Raw genomic sequence first — 17442 nt, 5'->3', positions numbered from 1 at the left:
TCGAAACCCCACTGCCTCCGTCCCCGCGGAGACTCCCCCTCACCCCGACCCTCTCCCCGCAAGCGGGGAGAGGGAGAAGATGAGCGCATGCCTGCATTCCGCCGCGCGGGACATCGCGCGATTGCGTTCGCGCCATCGGGCACGTAGCCTCACCGTCTCAACAAACAAAAAATCCAGCCGGAGAGAACGCCATGGCGCGCCTGAAGTTCGGAGCCTTCCTTGCCCCGCATCACCCGATCGGGGAGCATCCGATGCTCCAGTTCCGGCGCGACCTCGACCTGGTCGAGCAGCTCGACGCGCTCGGTTATGACGAGTTCTGGTGCGGCGAGCACCATTCCTCCGGCTGGGAGATGATCGCCTCGCCCGAGATGTTTTTGGCCGCGGCCGGCGAGCGCACCAAGCGGATCAGGCTCGGTACCGGCGTGGTGTCGCTGCCCTATCACCATCCCTTCAACGTCGCCCAGCGCATGGTGCAGCTCGATCACATGACCGGCGGCCGCGCCATCTTCGGCTCCGGTCCCGGTGCGCTCGCCTCCGACGCGCACACGCTCGGCATCGACCCGATGACGCAGCGCGACCGCCAGGACGAGGCGATCGGCGTGATCCGCCGCCTGTTCAACGGCGAGCGCGTCACCGCCAGGAGCGACTGGTTCACCATGAACGATGCCGCGCTCCAGCTCCTGCCCTTGCAGGAGGAAATGCCGTTCGTGGTCGCCTCGCAGATCTCGCCCTCCGGCATGACGCTCGCCGGCAAATACGGCATCGGCATCATCTCGCTGGGCTCGATGACGACACAGGGCCTGATGTCGCTCCAGCAGCAATGGCAGTTCGCCGAGGATGCCGCCAGGAAGCACGGCACGACGGTGAATCGCGCCGACTGGCGCGTGCTCCTGACCTGGCACGTCGCCGAGACCCGCGAGCAGGCCCGCCGCGAGGCCGGCGCCGGCCTGATGCGCTGGCACAACGAATATAATGTCGGCACGCTGCAGCGGCCGGGCCTCACCGCGTTCACCTCGCCCGACGAAGCCGTGGACAAGACCGCCTTCGTCGAGGGCGCCGCCTCCGTCATCGGCACGCCCGACGACCTCGTGAAAATGATCAAGAACGTGATGCAGGTCTCCGGCGGCGTCGGCGCCGTGATCGGCTTCGTGCACGACTGGGCCAACCCGGAGAACACGCGCCGGAGCTGGGACCTGGTCGCGCGCTATGTCGTGCCGGAGATCAACGGCTATATCGATGGCCTCCGCAAGTCGCAAAAATTCGTGATCGAGAACCGCGCGATCTTCGAACGCGCGGGCCAGGCCGTGATGGCCAAGATCATGGAGAACGAGAAGGCTGCCGAAGCGCTGAAGGTCACCGGACCCGGCCGCGTCGCCATTCCCGCCGTCAACGCCCCGGATCTGCAGAAGGAAGCGGCGAAGCGGTAGGGCTCGTTGGCGTTACACGTGTAACCACGATGTCAAGCAAGCGATATCGCCCTGTGCTATGCTGCCCCGGTCAGCTGGCGCAGGCCGCAATAAAGTTGCGGTCGCGCGATGTCCGTTCGGTCAGCCAACCGGAGCACTCGTCATGTCGATGCAGAATGTGGCCGCCCCTGCGCTTCAGTTCACCGCCCCCAGGCGTAACGAGCTGACGCACATCCCGGGCGACGAGGGCTGGCCGGTCATCGGCAAGACCTTCCAGGTGCTGGCCGACCCCAAGGGGCATATCGAGGCGAACGGCGCCAAATACGGCCCGGTCTACCGCACCCATGTCTTCGGCGAGACCAATGTCGTGCTGCTCGGACCCGAAGCCAACGAGCTCGTGATGTTCGACCAGCAAAAACTGTTCTCGTCGACGCACGGCTGGAACAAGGTGCTCGGCCTGCTGTTTCCGCGCGGATTGATGCTGCTCGATTTCGACGAGCACCGGCTGCACCGCAAGGCGCTGTCGGTCGCGTTCAAGTCCGGACCGATGAAATCCTATCTCAGCGACCTCGACCGCGGCATTTCCGCGCGCGTCGCGCAGTGGAAGGCCAAGCCCGGCGAGATGCAGCTCTATCCGGCGATGAAGCAGCTCACGCTCGATCTCGCCGCCGCGTCCTTTCTCGGCGCCGATATCGGGCCGGAGGTCGACGAGATCAACCGCGCCTTCGTCGACATGGTCGCGGCCGCCGTCGCGCCGATCCGCCGTCCCCTGCCCGGCACGCAGATGGCGCGCGGTGTCGCGGGCCGCAAGCGCATCGTCGCCTATTTCCGCCAGCAGATTCCGCTCCGCCGCGGCAATCACGGCGGCGATGATCTGTTCTCGCAGCTCTGCCGGGCCACCCATGAGGACGGTGCGCTGCTGTCGGAGCAGGACATCATCGACCACATGAGCTTTTTGATGATGGCGGCGCACGACACGCTGACCTCGTCGCTCACCTCCTTCATCGGCGAGCTCGCCGCAAACCCGGACTGGCAGGACAGGCTGCGCGCCGAGGTTCTGGCGCTCGGGCTCGCCCCGGGCGCGCCAAGCAGCTTCGACGATCTCGAGAAGATGCCGCTGTCCGAAATGGCGTTCAAGGAAGCGCTGCGGATCAAGCCGCCGGTGCCGTCGATGCCGCGCCGCGCGATGCGCGACTTCACCTTCAAGGGTTTCAGGATTCCCGCCGGCACCGCGGTCGGCGTCAATCCGCTCTATACGCATCACATGAAGGACATCTGGCCGGAGCCGGACCGCTTCGATCCGCTGCGCTTCACCGAGGAGGCCCAGCGCAACCGCCACCGCTTCGCCTGGGTGCCGTTCGGCGGCGGTGCGCATATGTGCCTCGGCCTGCACTTCGCCTACATGCAGGCCAAATGCTTTGCCCGGCACTTCCTGCAGAACATCGAGGTGTCGCTGGCGCCGGGCTACAAGCCGGACTGGCAGATGTGGCCGATCCCGAAGCCGCGGGACGGGTTGAAGGTGCGGGTGAAGGCGGTGTGATGACAAACACCGTCATTCCGGGGCGCACGAAGTGCGAACCCGGAATCTCGAGATTCCGGGTTCGCACTTCGTGCGCCCCGGAATGACAGCAAATAGCTGGGCCGCCTTACGCCCCCTGATCGAACGCCTTGCGTAGCGCCACATACCCCTGCTGCTGCTGGCTCCAGTTGCGGCCGCCGGTGATGGCGCCGTCGATGACGAGGTCGTGGCCGTTGATGAAGCTGGATTCGTCGCTCGCCAGGAACACCGCGGCATGGGCGATGTCGTCGGGAATGCCGGCGCGCGGGATCGGCTGGGCGGTCTTGTAGACTTCGCGCATCACCGCCGGCGTCTTCTCCGCGGCGGAGGTCGCCAGCCCAAGCGCCTTGCCGAAAATGCCGGTCGCGATCGCGCCGGGCGAGATCGAGTTGACGCGGACGTTGGATTCGCCGAGCTCCATCGCCACGCATTTGGTGAGATGGATCACCGCCGCCTTGGCCGCGCCGTAAACCACCGACGAGGAGAAGCCGGCGAGCCGGCCAGCGATGCTGCCATTGTTGATGATGCTGCCGGACCCCTGCTTCTTCATGTAGGGCGCGGCGTGCTTCATGCCGAGCATGACGCTGCGCACCAGCGTCGCCATCGCCGCGTCGAAGCGCTCGACCTCGAGGCCCTCAATGCCGCCGGTCTGCGCCGGCCCGCCGGCATTGTTGAACAGGCAATCGATCCGGCCGAATTTGTCTACCGCGAGCGCGATCAGCGCCTGCATCTGCGCTTCGACCGTCACATCGGTCTGGCGGAAGATGCAATTGGCCCCGAGCTGCTTCGCCAGCGCCTCGCCTTCCGGTAGGCGCCGCCCCGCGATCACAATTTTGGCACCTTCGGCAACGAAGACTTCAGCGGTCCGCAATCCGATCCCGCTCGTCGCACCCGTAATCACCGCGACCTTTCCGTCCAGCCTGCCCATGGAATGTCCCTGTTTTCGAACCTCTTGACGCCAAATGGCGGATACCGATCGACGACGGCGCCGCGACAGTCGGCACCGCGACGGTCACTATTCCTGCCGGCTCCCGACAAGGCAAGCTTTGCTTGCGCTGGCGAGATGCGTAACATTCGCAACGAACGCACCTCGCAACCGGGCGGCGCATGGAGAAGCTGATCGACGAATTCCGCAAGGGCTGGCAGGGCGCGGCACCTCCGTCGCTCGGCTTGAGCATTGCCTTTGCGGTGGCCTGCCTGCTCGTTGCGACGCTGGCGCGCTGGGGCCTCGCGCAAGTGCGGCCCGACGTCTACTTCACCCCGTACTTTCCGGCCGTGTTCTTTGCCGCCGCGTTCGGAGGCTTCCGGATCGGCATCGTGACGGCGATCGTCGGCGGCGTGCTCGGCGTCGTCGTGAATTTCAGCGATGCGCTTGCCGATCGCGCGCGTTTTGCCCTGCTGGCGCTCTACTGGGCCGTGAGCGCGCTGACCATCTGGGGCGTCGAGCACTACCGCACCATGCTGGCGGAGCAGCGCCGGATCTCCAAGCGCCTGATCGAGGAAGAAGACTATCGCAAGCTGCTGGTCGACGAGCTCCAGCACCGGCTGAAGAACAAGCTCTCGACAGTGCACGCCGTGATTCACCAGGTGCTGCATGACCAGCCGCAGGTCTGGGCCCGGGTCGATCCGCGGCTGCGATCGCTGGCCGCAACCGACGATCTGATCTCGCGGATCGACAAGGCCGGCTGCGACATCCGCGATCTCCTGATCTCGGAGCTCGGCCCCTACGGCCACGTCCGCTTCACCCTCAACGGCGACCGGCTGTTCCTGCCGGCGAAGCTCGCGGTCACGCTGTCATTGATGTTTCACGAGCTCGCTACCAATGCAGGCAAATACGGCGCATTCTCTGCGCCGCGCGGTCTGCTGCAGGTGTCGTGGACCGTCAGCGACGATCGCCTGACCATCACCTGGGACGAGACCGAGGGGCCAACCGTGGACAAGGTGTCCGAGCCTGGCTTCGGCACCAAGCTGCTGAAATCGGCGCTTTCCGCCTTCGATGGCAGGACCGAGATCTCGTATCTGAAGACCGGGCTGCATTGCATCATGCAATGCCGCATCCCCCAAGGCGAAAGCCGCTAAAGCGAAAGCAGACCCGCGCGCTCCGCTCGCGATTTCGCTGGGCGCATTGACCCTCTGTTAATGACGATCGGCGCGCGTGCCGCATCGCCGCAAGACACCACCGTATTTCTCCGGACCCCTTAACCAAACTTAAGAGGGAACCACGCAAGATCGCGTCCATTGCAAAGGCGCGCTGAAACAACAAGATTCATGACTTCTATGAACGACAACAGATATTCCGGCGCGAGCGAAGCCGAACTCGGATTCCTCAAGGAAATCGTTAGAATGCTGCCGGCCGGCCTGACCGTTCAGGACGCCCATGGCGAGCTTCTGCTGGTTAACGATGCCGCAGCGGCGCAGCTCGGCATGGACGGCAGCCGTCCCTCGCCCGATCTGACGCCGCGCCGGGAAGCCTGCCGCCGGGCGCTGAGCGCCGGCCAGGCGGTCGTCACCGAGGAAGCCCTGCACGACGGCGCGGCGCGCCAGGTGCTGCTCACGACCCATCGCCCCGTTCGCCTCGCCGGACGAGAGCTCCTGATCTCCGCCTCCTCCGACATCACCGAGCAGAAGAATTTCGAGGACCAGCTGTTCCGCTCGGCCTATTTCGACGAGCTGACCGGCCTGCCCTCGCGGCGCGTGATCGAGCACCGCGCCAACAACCTGCTCGCGCGCGATGGCGGCGAGCGCTTCGCGCTCGCCTTTCTCGACGTCGACAATTTCAAGCACATCAACGACTATTACGGCCACGCCGTCGGCGACGCGCTGCTGGTCGAGCTGGCGAAGCGGCTCGGGCGCGACCTGCGCGATTCCGACATGCTGTCGCGCATCTCGGGCGACGAATTCCTGCTGCTGCTCTCCCCGATCCAGGGCCAGGAGGAAGTCGCCGAATTCATGCAAGCGACGCTGGAGCGGCTGACCGCGCCGTTCTTCATCGACCATTCGGAGGTCTTCGCCTCGACCTCGGTCGGCATCAGCATCTATCCCGATCACGGAAGCAGCTTCGAGATGCTGCGTCAGAACGCCGACATCGCGATGTACCGCATCAAGAACGACGGCAAGGGATCGGCCGCCTTCTTCGACGCCAGCATGGAGCGCGAGGCGCTGGCGCGCACCAAGATCGAGCAGTCGCTGCGGCTCGCCATCCTGGAGAAGCGCTTCTGCTGCGCGTTCCAGTCCAAGGTCGACATCCGCACGCAGGCCGTGAAGGGCATCGAGGCCCTGGTGCGGCTGCGCGACGACGAAGGCGTGATCCAGGCGCCGGGCTCGTTCATCAACCTTGCCGGCGAGCTCGGACTGATCGACGAGCTGACCCATCTCGTGCTCGCCGAGATCGTCAAGTCGATCGACCTGATCAACGACACGTTCGGCGCGGACGCCTCCATCAGCATCAACGTCGCCGCCAGGCAGGCCGGCAATCCCGAGTTCATGCGCAGCTTCGCGCAGGCGCTGGACAACACCGGCTTTCCCCAACGCTTCATGATCGAGCTGACGGAAGAGGCCTTCGTCGCCAAAAGCCATTTCCAGTCGGAAATCCTGCCGATGTTCCGCAAGCTCGGCGTCGGCATCTCGATCGACGATTTCGGCACCGGTTATTCCTCGCTCTCGGCGCTCGCCGACATCACGGCCGACGAGATCAAGATCGACCGCTCCTTCATCACCGACATCCATAAGCGGCCGCGCAGCCAGGGCATCCTGCGCGCGATCGAATCCTTGAGCGAAGCGCTCGGCATGACCGTGATCGCCGAGGGCCTCGAATCCTACGAGGAGCTCGCCTACCTGCAGGCCGCGACCAAGATCCGCTACGCGCAGGGCTATTATTTCTCGCGGCCGATCTTCCTGGAGGAGCTGAAGCTCGCAACACCCGTCGCCAGCGAGTCCCGCGCCAGCGTGGCCAGCCGCCCGATGCAGCAGAACCGACACGGCTATTCGCGGGCGGGCGGGTATCGGCGGTAGGGCGACAGCGGCGCAACAAACACCGCCGTCGTCCTGGCGAAGGCCAGGACCCATTACCCCAGGCAGGTGCCGTGGCGCGGGATGGTGACCACGAGTCTTCGCCAAACAGCTTCCTGGGGTAATGGGTCCTGGATCGGCGCTCGCTTTGCTCGCTTGTCCAGGACGACGACCGAGAATGGGTCGCGAAGCCAGCGCCAATTCTCCCCTTTGAAATTGCTGCCCTTTTGGTAATAAACAGGCGGGCTTCCCGCGAGGCACGCCATGTCCGGTCCCTCTTCCGTCGTCAGCGATCCCGCCTATATCCGCGCACGCGCCATGGAGACGCTGTTCGAGCGGCTGGAGCATCTGTGCGAGGGCGCCATCGCGATCGATCGCAGCGGACGCGTGGTGTATGTCAACGAAAAATACGTCACTGCGATGGGCCTCTCGCACGAATCCGAGGCGCTCGGCCGCCCGATCGAGGAGGTCATCCCCAACAGCCTGATGCGCAGGGTCGTGGAAACGGGTGAACCGATCATCCTCGACATCATGGAGCTCGGCGGCGAGCAACTCGTCGTAACCCGCATGCCGATCGAGGACGAGAAGGGGAATATCATCGGCGCGATCGGCTTCGTGCTTTACGACCGCCTCGAGGGCCTGAAGCCGCTGCTCGGTCGCGTCGCCCAGCTCGAAAACGATCTGCGGCTGGCGCGGCGGCAATTGTCGCATGCGCGCGCCGCCCGGTTCACTTTCGACGACTATGTCGGTGCAACCGCCGGCATCGCACAGGCCAAGGAGCTTGCAGCGCGCGCCGCGCGCCAGAGCGTCACCGTTCTGCTCACCGGAGAGACCGGCACCGGCAAGGAGATGCTGGCGCAGGCCATCCACAACGCCTCCGCCCGCGCCGAAAAGCCGTTCGTCAGCGTCAACGTCGCGGCGATCCCGGATACGCTGATCGAATCGGAGTTCTTCGGCGCCGCGCCGGGCGCCTATACCGGCGCGGACCGCAAGGGTCGCGACGGAAAATTCCGGATCGCCGACGGGGGCACGCTGTTTCTCGACGAGATCGGCGAGATGCCGCTGCAATTGCAGGCCAAGCTGCTGCGCGTGCTGCAGGAGCGCGAGATCGAGCCACTCGGCTCCGACAAGGTCACCAGGGTCGACGTGCGCGTGATTGCGGCCACCAATGTCGACCTGCACAAGCGGGTCAGCGAGGGGACATTCCGGGCGGATCTCTACTACCGGCTGAACGTGCTCTCGATCGAGCTGCCGCCCCTGCGCCACTGCCTGGACGACCTGCCCGAGATCTGCGGACGGCTGCTCGAAGACATCAGCGCATCCGGCGACTACCTCAATGCCAGGATCACGCCGAGCGGTCTGGCTGCGCTTGCGCGCTATGGCTGGCCCGGCAATGTCCGCGAACTGCGCAACATCCTGGAACGCGCGCTGATCCTGAGCGATTCGGGACGCCTCACCAGCGACGATTTCGATCGCATTCTCCCCGTCGGCGCGGAGACGGTGCCCACGGCACCATCGCGGCCGGCCGGCCTCGTCCTGCCCTATGCGGAAGCCGAGGCCGAGTTCGAGAAGCACACGCTGGAACAGGCGCTCGCCGCCAGCAACGGCCAGATCTCGGAGGCCGCCAAGATGCTCCAGATCTCGCGCGCGACCTTCTACAAGAAGCTCGCCAAGTTCGGCCTCGCCTCGGGAGCCGCATCCGTCTGAGTTGCGAGACATCGCGTGTCCGGAGTCTCGGACTCCAGACACGGCGCGCTGCCGCTCTGTCCCGGGGCGGGCGCTGAAACTGCTGGGTTTTCAGCCATTCTGCGCAAACCTGCGGCATCTGGCGCGGAGCTTGCTCTTCGCCCTGCACAATGACGCATGCTGCACATGCGCATTCGCAACCAGGGAGGACGCAAGATGAGTGAAGCGATCTCAGTCCATCAGCTTGAGGCGAGACAGCCCTCGCACGTGACCGTCGCCACCGCGAGCCTGATCGGCACAGCCATCGAGTGGTACGACTTCTTCCTTTACGGCACCGCCGCGGCGCTGATCTTCAACAAGCTGTTCTTCCCGACCTTCGACCCCATGATGGGAACGCTGCTGGCGTTCGCGACCTACGCGCTCGGCTTCATCGCGCGTCCGCTTGGCGGCGTCGTGTTCGGCCACTACGGCGACAAGATCGGCCGCAAGACCATGCTCTATCTGACCCTGCTGATCATGGGCGCGGCGACCGCCGCGATCGGCTTCCTGCCGACCTACGAGACCGCCGGCATCTGGGCCGCGGTCCTGCTGGTGACCTGCCGGCTGATCCAGGGCTTTGGCCTCGGCGGCGAATGGGGCGGCGCGGTGCTGATGGCGGTCGAGCATGCGCCCGCGGACAAGAAGGGATTCTACGGCAGCTGGCCGCAACTCGGGGCGCCGCTCGGTCTCGTGCTCGGCACGCTGGTGTTCTCGGTGGTGTCCGCGATGCTGACCGACGCACAGCTTCTTTCCTGGGGCTGGCGCATCCCGTTCCTGTTCTCGATCGCGCTGGTGCTCGTGGGCCTGTGGATTCGCTTCACCATCGCGGAATCGCCGGAGTTCCAGAAGGTCAAGGACACCAAGCAAGAGGTCAAGATGCCGATCCTCGAGGCGATCCGGATGTATCCCAAGAACATCCTGCTCGCGATGGGCGCGCGCTTTGCCGAAAACGGCTTCTTCTACATCTACGCGACCTTCGTGCTCGCCTATGCGACGCAATCGCTCGGCATGAACAAGCAGGACATGCTCAACGGCGTGCTGATCGGCGCGGCGATCGAGACCTTCACCATTCCCGCCTTCGGCGCGCTCTCCGACCGGCTCGGGCGGCGGCCGATCTACATCTTCGGCGCGGTGTTCTCGGCGCTGATGTCGTTCCCGCTGTTCATGCTGCTTTCGACCAAGAACCCGCAATATGCCTGGATCGCGATCGTGCTCGGCCTCGCCGTCGGTCACGCCGCGATGTACGGCCCGCAGGCGAGCTTCCTGTCGGAGCTGTTCGGCACCAAGGTGCGCTATAGCGGCGTCTCGCTCGGCTACAACCTCGCCTCGATCTTCGCCGGCGCATTGTCGCCGCTGATCGCGACGGGATTGATGACGGCGTACGCGCCGGCAACCTGGCCGATCTCGCTCTACATGATCGCGCTGGCGATCATCACCGTCGTGTCGGTCTATTTCGCCACCGAAACACGCAAGATAGTGCAGTCCTGAACGTCCTGACGATACCTCTTGTCGCGAGGAGCAGCCTGTTCCGGGCCTGCTCCCCGCGCTAGGATCGACGCACAGCAACGACGGCATACCGTCCAGGGATCGGGAGGAACGCCGTGAGCCATCATCCAGCTCTGCCCTATCTGCGCAATTCCGAGAAAGGCAAGGTCGTCACGGCGGCCGAAGCGGTCATGCTGATCCGCGACGGCGACACCGTCGCGACCGGCGGCTTCGTCGGCATCGGCTTTGCCGAGGAGATCGCGATCGCACTGGAGGAGCTCTATCTCTCACACGAGGGCGATGCGCCCTACACGCAGGGCAAGCCGCGCAATCTGACGCTCGTCTACGCGGCCGGCCAGGGCGACGGCAAGCATCGCGGCCTCAATCATTTCGCGCATGAAGGCCTGGTCCGGCGCGTGATCGGCGGGCACTGGGGCCTTGCCCCGAAGCTCCAGCAGCTTGCGATCGCCAATCAGATCGAGGCCTATAACCTGCCGCAGGGCGTCATCACGCATCTGTTCCGCGACATCGCCGCGCGCCGGCCCGGCCACATCACCCGCGTCGGCATGGGCACCTTCGTCGACCCCCGCAATGGCGGCGGCAAGCTGAATGCGCGCACCACCGAGGACATGGTGGAGCTGATCAAGATCGGCGGCGAAGAATGCCTGCTCTACAGGACGTTTCCGATTCAAGTCGGGATCATCCGCGCCACGACGGGCGATCCCGACGGCAATCTCACCATGGAGAAGGAGGCGCTGACGCTGGAGGCGCTCGCGATCGCCATGGCGGCGCATAATTCCGGCGGCATCGTCATCGCCCAGGTCGAGCGCGTTGCCGAGAGCGGCAGCCTCAATCCGCGCCAGGTCAAGATTCCCGGCATCCTCGTCGATTGCGTCGTCGTGGCGAGACCTGAGAACCACTGGCAGACCTTCGGCACGCAATACAATGCGGCCTTCTCGAGCGAGATCCGGGTCCGCGCCGCCTCCCTGCCCGTGATGCCGGTCAGCGAGCGCAAGATCATCGCCCGGCGCGCCGCGCTCGAGCTCAAGGCCAATAGCGTGGTCAATCTCGGCATCGGCATGCCCGAAGGGATCGCTTCGGTCGCAAATGAAGAGCGGATCATCGATCTCATCACGCTGACGGCGGAGCCCGGCGTGATCGGCGGCATCCCGGCGAGCGGGATCGATTTCGGCGCGGCGATCAACACCCAGGCGGTGATCGATCAGCCGTATCAATTCGACTTCTACGACGGTGGCGGCCTGGATGCCGCCTTCCTCGGGCTCGCCCAGGTCGACCGCGCCGGCAACCTCAACGTCAGCAAGTTCGGGCCGAAGCTCGCGGGCGCCGGCGGCTTCATCAACATCAGCCAGAACGCCAAGGAGGTCGTCTTCGTCGGCACGTTCGGCGCCGGCAAGCAGCGCATTGCGGTGAACGACGGAAAGCTCGCCATCCTCGACGAGGCGAGGTCTCGTAAATTCGTCGACAGCGTCGAGCACGTCACCTTCAGCGGCCCCTTCGCCGCGACACGGGGGCAGCGCGTGCTCTATGTCACCGAACGCTGCGTCTTCGCGTTGCGGCCCGACGGGCTCGAGCTCATGGAAATAGCGCCCGGCATCGACATCGAGCGCGACATCCTGCGCCTGATGGATTTCAAGCCATTGATCCCGCGCGACCCTATCCTGATGGACACCCGCATCTTCCGCGACGGCCCCATGGACCTGCGCGAGCGACTGCTGACCATTCCGCTCGACCAGCGCTTCACGCTCGACGAGCAGCAGAACCTGTTCTTCGTCAACCTGGAACGCTATCCGCTGCGCAGCAAGGCCGAGATCGATGCGATCGCGGCGCTCGTCGAGGCGAAGCTCGCCCCGCTCGGCCGCCGGGTCTACGCCATCGTCAACTACGACAACTTCTCGATCCTGCCGGAGCTGATGGACGACTATTCGGCCATGGTGCGCAGCCTCGTCGACCGCTTCTATTCCGGCGTGTCGCGCTACACCACGTCCGGCTTCCTGCGCATCAAGCTCGGCGAAGCCCTGGAGAAGCGCGGCGTCGCGCCGCACATCTTCGAGAGCGCGGAAGAGGCACAGTCGTACTGGCGGCAGATCGAGTCTGCCGGCAGACCCGCCGCATCAGGCGACACGCGCGTGACACGGCAGGCCTAAAAATGATGCATGCTCATGTGCCGGCGCAGTCCGCCGGAAGGATGAATTGCAATGTTCGTAACGTTGTGCAACTCGCTGTTACCGAGAAACTTTGAATCAGGAGGGACCATCGTGCGTCGATCACTCATCATAACAACAACCATCCTCGCCCTCGCCGCGGGCACCTCCGCTCGGGCCGACGACCTCAAGGTCGCGCTGATCTACGGCAAGACCGGTCCGCTCGAGGCCTACGCCAAGCAGACCGAGACCGGCCTGCAGATGGGTTTTGAATACGCCACCAAGGGCACCATGACGCTCGACGGCCGCAAGATCGTCGTCATCACCAAGGACGACCAGGGCAAGCCCGATCTCTCCAAGGCCGCGCTCGCGGAAGCCTATCAGGACGACAAGGCCGATATCGCGATCGGCACGACATCGTCGGCCGCAGCGCTTGCCATTCTCCCGGTCGCCGAGGAGAACAAGAAGATCTTGATCGTCGAGCCGGCGGTCGCGGACCAGATTACCGGCGAGAAGTGGAATCGCTACATCTTCCGCACCGCGCGCAACTCCTCGCAGGACGCGATCTCGAATGCGGTCGCGATCGGCAAGCAGGGCGTCACCGTTGCAACGCTGGCGCAGGACTATGCCTTCGGCCGCGACGGCGTCGCCACCTTCAAGGAGGCACTCGCCAAGACCGGCGCGACGCTCGCCGCCGAAGAATATGCCCCGACCTCGACCACCGACTTCACCGCGGTCGGCCAGCGCCTGTTCGACGCGCTGAAGGACAAGCCGGGCCGCAAGGTGATCTGGGTGATCTGGGCCGGCGCCGGCAATCCGCTGGCCAAGCTCCAGGACATGGATCCGAAGCGCTACGGCATCGAGCTCTCCACCGGCGGCAACATCCTGCCGGCACTCGCCGCCTATAAGGGCCTGCCCGGCATGGAAGGCGCCACCTACTACTTCTACGAGATCCCGAAGAACCCGGTGAACGACTGGCTGGTCGCCGAGCACCAGAAGCGCTTCAACGCGCCGCCGGACTTCTTCACCGCGGGCGGCTTCGCCGCCGCGATGTCCGTCGTCGCCGCCGTCACCAAGGCGAAGTCGACCGACACCGAGAAGCTGATCACGGCGATGGAAGGCCTGGAGTTCGACACGCCGAAGGGCAAGATGGTGTTCCGGAAAGACGACCATCAGGCGCTCCAGAGCATGTATCACTTCAAGGTCAAGGTCGATCCGAACGTCGCCTGGGCCGTGCTCGAGCCGGTGCGCGAGCTGAAGATCGAAGACATGGACGTTCCCGTCCGCAACAAGCGCTGAGCTTTCTTGCTTCACCTCCCCCGCTTGCGGGGGAGGCCGGGTGGGGGCTCTTCTCGCTCGGGGGTTCTCGATTGCTGAGACACCCTCTCCCCAACCCTCCCCCGCAAGCGGGGGAGGGAGCGCAGCGTGATCGCGGATACATCTCCATTTTATTCGCCAAACTCGGTCGAAACATCGAATGACGCTCTCTCTCGAAACCCGCGACCTCACCATCCGCTTCGGCGGCCACGTCGCGGTCAACAACGTCTCCTGTACGTTCCGCCCCGGCGAGCTCACCGCCATCGTCGGGCCGAACGGCGCCGGAAAGACCACCTATTTCAACCTGATCTCGGGCCAGCTACGCGCATCGAGTGGCAGCATCCTGTTCGACGGCACCGACATCACCCAGCATTCCGCGCCGCTGCGCACCCGCGCGGGCCTCGGACGCGCCTTCCAGCTCACCAACCTGTTTCCGAACCTCACCGTGGAAGAGAACGTCCGCCTCGCGGTACAGGCGGCGAACGGCACCCATTACGACATGCTGCAGCCGTGGATGGTCCGCCGCGACCTGATCGCGCGCGCCGACGCCATCCTGGACCAGGTCGCGCTCGGTGGCCGCCGCGGCGTCGCCGCAACCGCGCTGTCGCATGGCGACCAGCGCAAGCTGGAGGTGGCGCTGATGATCGCGCTGGAGCCGAAGGTGTTCATGTTCGACGAGCCGACCGCCGGCATGAGCATCGACGAGGTGCCTGTCGTGCTCAACCTGATCGCGCAGCTCAAGCAGGACAGGAGCAAGATCATTCTCCTGGTCGAGCACAAGATGGACGTGGTGCGCTCGCTGGCCGACCGCATCATCGTGCTGCATAACGGCCAGCTCGTCGCCGACGGCGTACCTGCCGAAGTGATCGCCTCGCCGATCGTGCAGGAGGCCTATCTCGGCATCGCACCGAAGAGCGCAGCATGACCGAGCTGTTGAAACTCTCCGGCGTGCACACCCATATCGGCCGCTATCACATCCTCCAGGGCATCGATCTCGTCGTCCCGCAAGGACAGACCACGATGCTGCTCGGCCGCAACGGCGCCGGCAAGACCACGACGCTGCGCACCATCATGGGCCTGTGGCAGGCCTCGAAGGGCGAGATCAGCCTCGCCGGGATGCGCATCGAGAGCCGCGCCACGCCCGACATCGCCCGGCTCGGCGTCGGCTACGTGCCCGAGAGCATGGCGGTGTTCTCCGATCTCACGGTGAAGGAGAACCTCGTGCTGGCGGCCCGCGACGGGCCGCTCGACGACGCTCAGCTCGACTGGATCTTCGGCTTCTTCCCGGCGCTGCGCCGGTTCTGGCTGTCGCGCGCGGGAAGCCTCTCGGGCGGGCAGAAGCAGATGTTGTCGATCGCGCGCGCCATCATCGAGCCGCGCAAGCTGCTGCTGATCGACGAGCCGACCAAGGGGCTGGCGCCCGCCATCGTCATGGCGCTGATCGAGTGCCTGAAGGAGATCAAGCGCAAGGGCGCCACCATTCTCCTGGTCGAGCAGAACTTCTTTGCCGCGCGCGAGCTCGGCGACAACGTGCTGGTCATGGACAACGGCACCATCGTTCATCGCGGCGAGATGGCGGCGCTCGCCGCCGACGTGCCGCTGCAGGAGCGGCTGCTCGGCCTGAGCCTGGAGGCGCATCAGTGACAGAACTTGCCGCAAACGATCCGCTGCCGAAGCCGAAGCGCGACATCGCGCCGATCCTGCTGCCGATCGCGCTCGCCCTCCTGGTGATCCCGCTGGTCGGCTCGCCCAGCACCTGGCTGACGCTGACCGCCGCGAGCCTCGCCATGGGCATGATGATCTTCATCATGGCCTCCGGGCTGACGCTGGTGTTCGGCCTGATGGACGTGCTCAATTTCGGTCATGGCGCCTTCATCGCCGTCGGCGCCTATGTCGCAACCCTGGTGCTGGCACCGTTTGCGGCGTCCATTCAGGCCGATTCGCTCTGGATGAACCTCGCGGTGCTGGCGCCGGCTGCGCTGCTGTCGATGGCGGTGTCCGGCGCGCTCGGCCTGGTCGTCGAGCGCGTGCTGATCCTGCCGGTCTACGGCCAGCATCTGAAGCAGATCCTGATGACGACCGGCGGCCTGATCGTCGCCGAGCAGACGCTCTATGCGCTGTGGGGGCCGCAGATCATCCCGATGCCGCTGCCCACCTCGCTGCGCGGCTCCTTCATCCTCGGCGACGTCGCGATCGCCAAGTACCGCGTGCTGGCGACGCTGATCGGCCTTGCCGTCTTCATCGCGATCCAGCTCGTGCTCAACCGCACCAAGCTCGGCCTGCTGATCCGCGCCGGGGTCGAGAACCGCGAGATGGTCGAGGCGCTCGGCTATCGCATCCGCCGCCTGTTCCTCGGCGTGTTCATGACGGGCTCCGCGCTCGCAGGCCTCGGCGGAGTGATGTGGGCGCTCTATCGCGAGCAGGTCCACGCCTCCATGAGCGACGACCTCACCGTGCTGATCTTCATCGTCGTCATCATCGGCGGCCTCGGGTCGATCGGCGGCTGCTTCATCGGCGCGATCCTGGTGGCGATGGTCGCCAATTACGGCGGCTTCCTGGTGCCGAAACTCGCCCTCGTCTCCAACATCCTGCTGATGGTCGCCATTCTGATGTGGCGGCCGCGCGGCCTCTATGCGGTGACCAGCCGATGATGATCCTCTCAGGCGATCCGCCGCGCAGCCGCGTTCTCACGCTCGTCCTCGTCCTCATCATCCTGGCGCTTGCGGCGACGCCGTTCCTGTTTCCCGGTGCCAAGGCGCTGAACGTTGCGGCCAAGATCTGCGTCTTCGCCGCGCTGGTCGCCTCCTACGACCTGCTGCTCGGCTATACCGGCTCGGTGTCGTTCGCCCACACCATGTTCTACGGCATCGGCAGCTACGCGATCGCGATCGCGCTGTACGGGATGGGTCCGAACTGGGCCGCGGTCGCAACCGGCATCGTCGTCGGCCTGCCGCTGGCGGCCCTGCTCGCGCTCGCGATCGGACTGTTTTCGCTGCGGGTCGCAGCGATCTTCTTTGCCATGATCACGCTGGCGGTCGCCTCCGCCTTCCAGGTGCTGGCCTCGCAGCTGTCCTGGCTGACCGGCGGCGAGGATGGCCGCAGCTTCCAGCTGCCCGAACTGCTGCGCCCCGGCACGGTGCTGATCTCCAGAAACCTGTTCGGCTTCGAGGTCAACGGCCGCATTCTCACCTATTACCTCGTGCTCGCCATCTCGGCCCTGATGATCCTCGCATTGCTGCGCGTGGTGAACTCGCCGTTCGGCCGTGTGCTGCAGGCGATCCGCGAGAACCGTTTTCGCGCCGAGGCGCTCGGCTTCCGCACCGTGTTCCACCTGACCTACGCCAACTGCCTCGCGGCCCTCGTCGCCGCCAGCGCCGGCATCCTGAACGCATTGTGGCTGCGCTACGCCGGCCCTGACACCTCGCTCAGCTTCTCGATCATGCTCGACATCCTGCTGATGGTGGTGATCGGCGGCATGGGCACGATCTACGGCGCGATCATCGGCGCCACCATCTTCATCCTCGCGCAGAACTATCTCCAGTCGCTGATGGGCGTCGCCTCCAAGGCGGCGTCGGAAGCCGGCTTGCCGCTGCTGCCGGGACTTCTGCATCCCGACCGCTGGCTGCTGTGGCTCGGGCTGCTGTTCATTGCCAGCGTCTATTTCTTCCCGACCGGCGTGGTCGGACGGCTGCGCAGTGGCGGCGGCGACAAGAGCGCGGGCGCCTCGCATTAAGCTGCCGTTAGTGATGCAGCGCAGCGATTGTTACGCGCATCGCGCAAC

General features: G+C 65.3%; 13 protein-coding genes. 12 read left to right on the top strand and 1 reads right to left on the bottom strand.

The window, feature by feature from the left end:
- The first annotated feature begins 191 nt into the window (after positions 1-191).
- Both BJA_RS04540 and BJA_RS04535 read left to right on the top strand, forming a co-directional pair.
- Positions 192-1427 carry an LLM class flavin-dependent oxidoreductase gene (locus BJA_RS04540; protein ID WP_011083717.1) on the top strand — a complete coding sequence of 412 codons (1236 nt, stop codon included), beginning with the start codon at positions 192-194 and terminating at the stop codon, positions 1425-1427.
- 142 nt (positions 1428-1569) lie between these two features.
- Complete coding sequence (locus BJA_RS04535) at positions 1570-2946, top strand: cytochrome P450 (protein ID WP_038965184.1); 1377 nt, start codon at positions 1570-1572, stop codon at positions 2944-2946.
- 106 nt (positions 2947-3052) lie between these two features.
- On the opposite strand, the gene BJA_RS04530 is transcribed toward BJA_RS04535, so the two are convergent.
- Positions 3053-3892, bottom strand: a complete 840-nt coding sequence (locus BJA_RS04530; protein WP_011083715.1) for an SDR family NAD(P)-dependent oxidoreductase — start codon at positions 3890-3892, stop codon at positions 3053-3055.
- A gap of 179 nt (positions 3893-4071) precedes the next feature.
- On the opposite strand from BJA_RS04530, the gene BJA_RS04525 reads away from it, so the two are divergent.
- The 10 genes from BJA_RS04525 (at position 4072) to BJA_RS04480 (ending at position 17394) form a co-directional block, all read left to right on the top strand.
- Positions 4072-5043 (top strand): sensor histidine kinase, encoded by a 972-nt coding sequence (locus BJA_RS04525; protein WP_011083714.1) that lies wholly within the window; start codon positions 4072-4074, stop codon positions 5041-5043.
- A gap of 198 nt (positions 5044-5241) precedes the next feature.
- Entirely contained in the window at positions 5242-6975 is a 1734-nt protein-coding gene (locus tag BJA_RS04520) for a putative bifunctional diguanylate cyclase/phosphodiesterase (RefSeq protein WP_038965180.1), read from the top strand.
- Positions 6976-7236: 261 nt separating this feature from the next.
- A complete protein-coding gene (locus tag BJA_RS04515) occupies positions 7237-8679 on the top strand; it encodes a sigma-54 interaction domain-containing protein (RefSeq protein WP_011083712.1) in 1443 nt (480 codons plus the stop codon).
- A 195-nt stretch (positions 8680-8874) separates the two neighbouring features.
- A complete protein-coding gene (locus BJA_RS04510; protein ID WP_039186767.1) occupies positions 8875-10185 on the top strand; it encodes an MFS transporter in 1311 nt (436 codons plus the stop codon).
- A 113-nt stretch (positions 10186-10298) separates the two neighbouring features.
- The gene (locus BJA_RS04505; protein WP_011083710.1) at positions 10299-12347 is read left to right on the top strand and encodes an acyl CoA:acetate/3-ketoacid CoA transferase; all 2049 of its coding nucleotides are present in this window, start codon (positions 10299-10301) and stop codon (positions 12345-12347) included.
- 111 nt (positions 12348-12458) lie between these two features.
- Positions 12459-13643: a substrate-binding domain-containing protein gene (locus tag BJA_RS04500; RefSeq protein ID WP_038965179.1), complete on the top strand. Its 1185-nt coding sequence runs from the start codon at positions 12459-12461 to the stop codon at positions 13641-13643.
- 178 nt (positions 13644-13821) lie between these two features.
- On the top strand, positions 13822-14586 hold the full coding sequence (locus BJA_RS04495; protein ID WP_011083708.1) for an ABC transporter ATP-binding protein: 765 nt from the start codon (positions 13822-13824) through the stop codon (positions 14584-14586).
- Complete coding sequence (locus BJA_RS04490) at positions 14583-15305, top strand: branched-chain amino acid ABC transporter ATP-binding protein (protein ID WP_011083707.1); 723 nt, start codon at positions 14583-14585, stop codon at positions 15303-15305. The genes BJA_RS04495 and BJA_RS04490 overlap by 4 nt, the downstream gene beginning before the upstream one ends.
- Positions 15302-16312, top strand: a complete 1011-nt coding sequence (locus tag BJA_RS04485; RefSeq protein ID WP_011083706.1) for a branched-chain amino acid ABC transporter permease — start codon at positions 15302-15304, stop codon at positions 16310-16312. Before BJA_RS04490 ends, BJA_RS04485 begins: the two co-directional genes overlap by 4 nt.
- Positions 16309-17394, top strand: coding sequence for a branched-chain amino acid ABC transporter permease (locus tag BJA_RS04480; RefSeq protein ID WP_171463731.1), 1086 nt, complete (start codon positions 16309-16311; stop codon positions 17392-17394). The genes BJA_RS04485 and BJA_RS04480 overlap by 4 nt, the downstream gene beginning before the upstream one ends.
- Positions 17395-17442 lie beyond the last annotated feature (48 nt).

The organism is Bradyrhizobium diazoefficiens USDA 110 (assembly GCF_000011365.1).
Lineage (GTDB): Bacteria > Pseudomonadota > Alphaproteobacteria > Rhizobiales > Xanthobacteraceae > Bradyrhizobium > Bradyrhizobium diazoefficiens.
Note: the sequence above shows the minus strand (reverse complement) of the source record. Positions and strands in the feature narration are given on the sequence as shown.

Excerpts from the sequence above, each read along its gene's own strand:
- BJA_RS04540 (WP_011083717.1), top strand. The coding sequence starts at position 192 with ATGGCGCGCCTGAAGTTCGGAGCCTTCCTTGCCCCGCATCACCCGATC.
- BJA_RS04535 (WP_038965184.1), top strand. The coding sequence starts at position 1,570 with ATGTCGATGCAGAATGTGGCCGCCCCTGCGCTTCAGTTCACCGCCCCC.
- BJA_RS04530 (WP_011083715.1), bottom strand. The coding sequence starts at position 3,892 with ATGGGCAGGCTGGACGGAAAGGTCGCGGTGATTACGGGTGCGACGAGC.
- BJA_RS04525 (WP_011083714.1), top strand. The coding sequence starts at position 4,072 with ATGGAGAAGCTGATCGACGAATTCCGCAAGGGCTGGCAGGGCGCGGCA.
- BJA_RS04520 (WP_038965180.1), top strand. The coding sequence starts at position 5,242 with ATGAACGACAACAGATATTCCGGCGCGAGCGAAGCCGAACTCGGATTC.
- BJA_RS04515 (WP_011083712.1), top strand. The coding sequence starts at position 7,237 with ATGTCCGGTCCCTCTTCCGTCGTCAGCGATCCCGCCTATATCCGCGCA.
- BJA_RS04510 (WP_039186767.1), top strand. The coding sequence starts at position 8,875 with ATGAGTGAAGCGATCTCAGTCCATCAGCTTGAGGCGAGACAGCCCTCG.
- BJA_RS04495 (WP_011083708.1), top strand. The coding sequence starts at position 13,822 with ATGACGCTCTCTCTCGAAACCCGCGACCTCACCATCCGCTTCGGCGGC.
- BJA_RS04490 (WP_011083707.1), top strand. The coding sequence starts at position 14,583 with ATGACCGAGCTGTTGAAACTCTCCGGCGTGCACACCCATATCGGCCGC.
- BJA_RS04480 (WP_171463731.1), top strand. The coding sequence starts at position 16,309 with ATGATGATCCTCTCAGGCGATCCGCCGCGCAGCCGCGTTCTCACGCTC.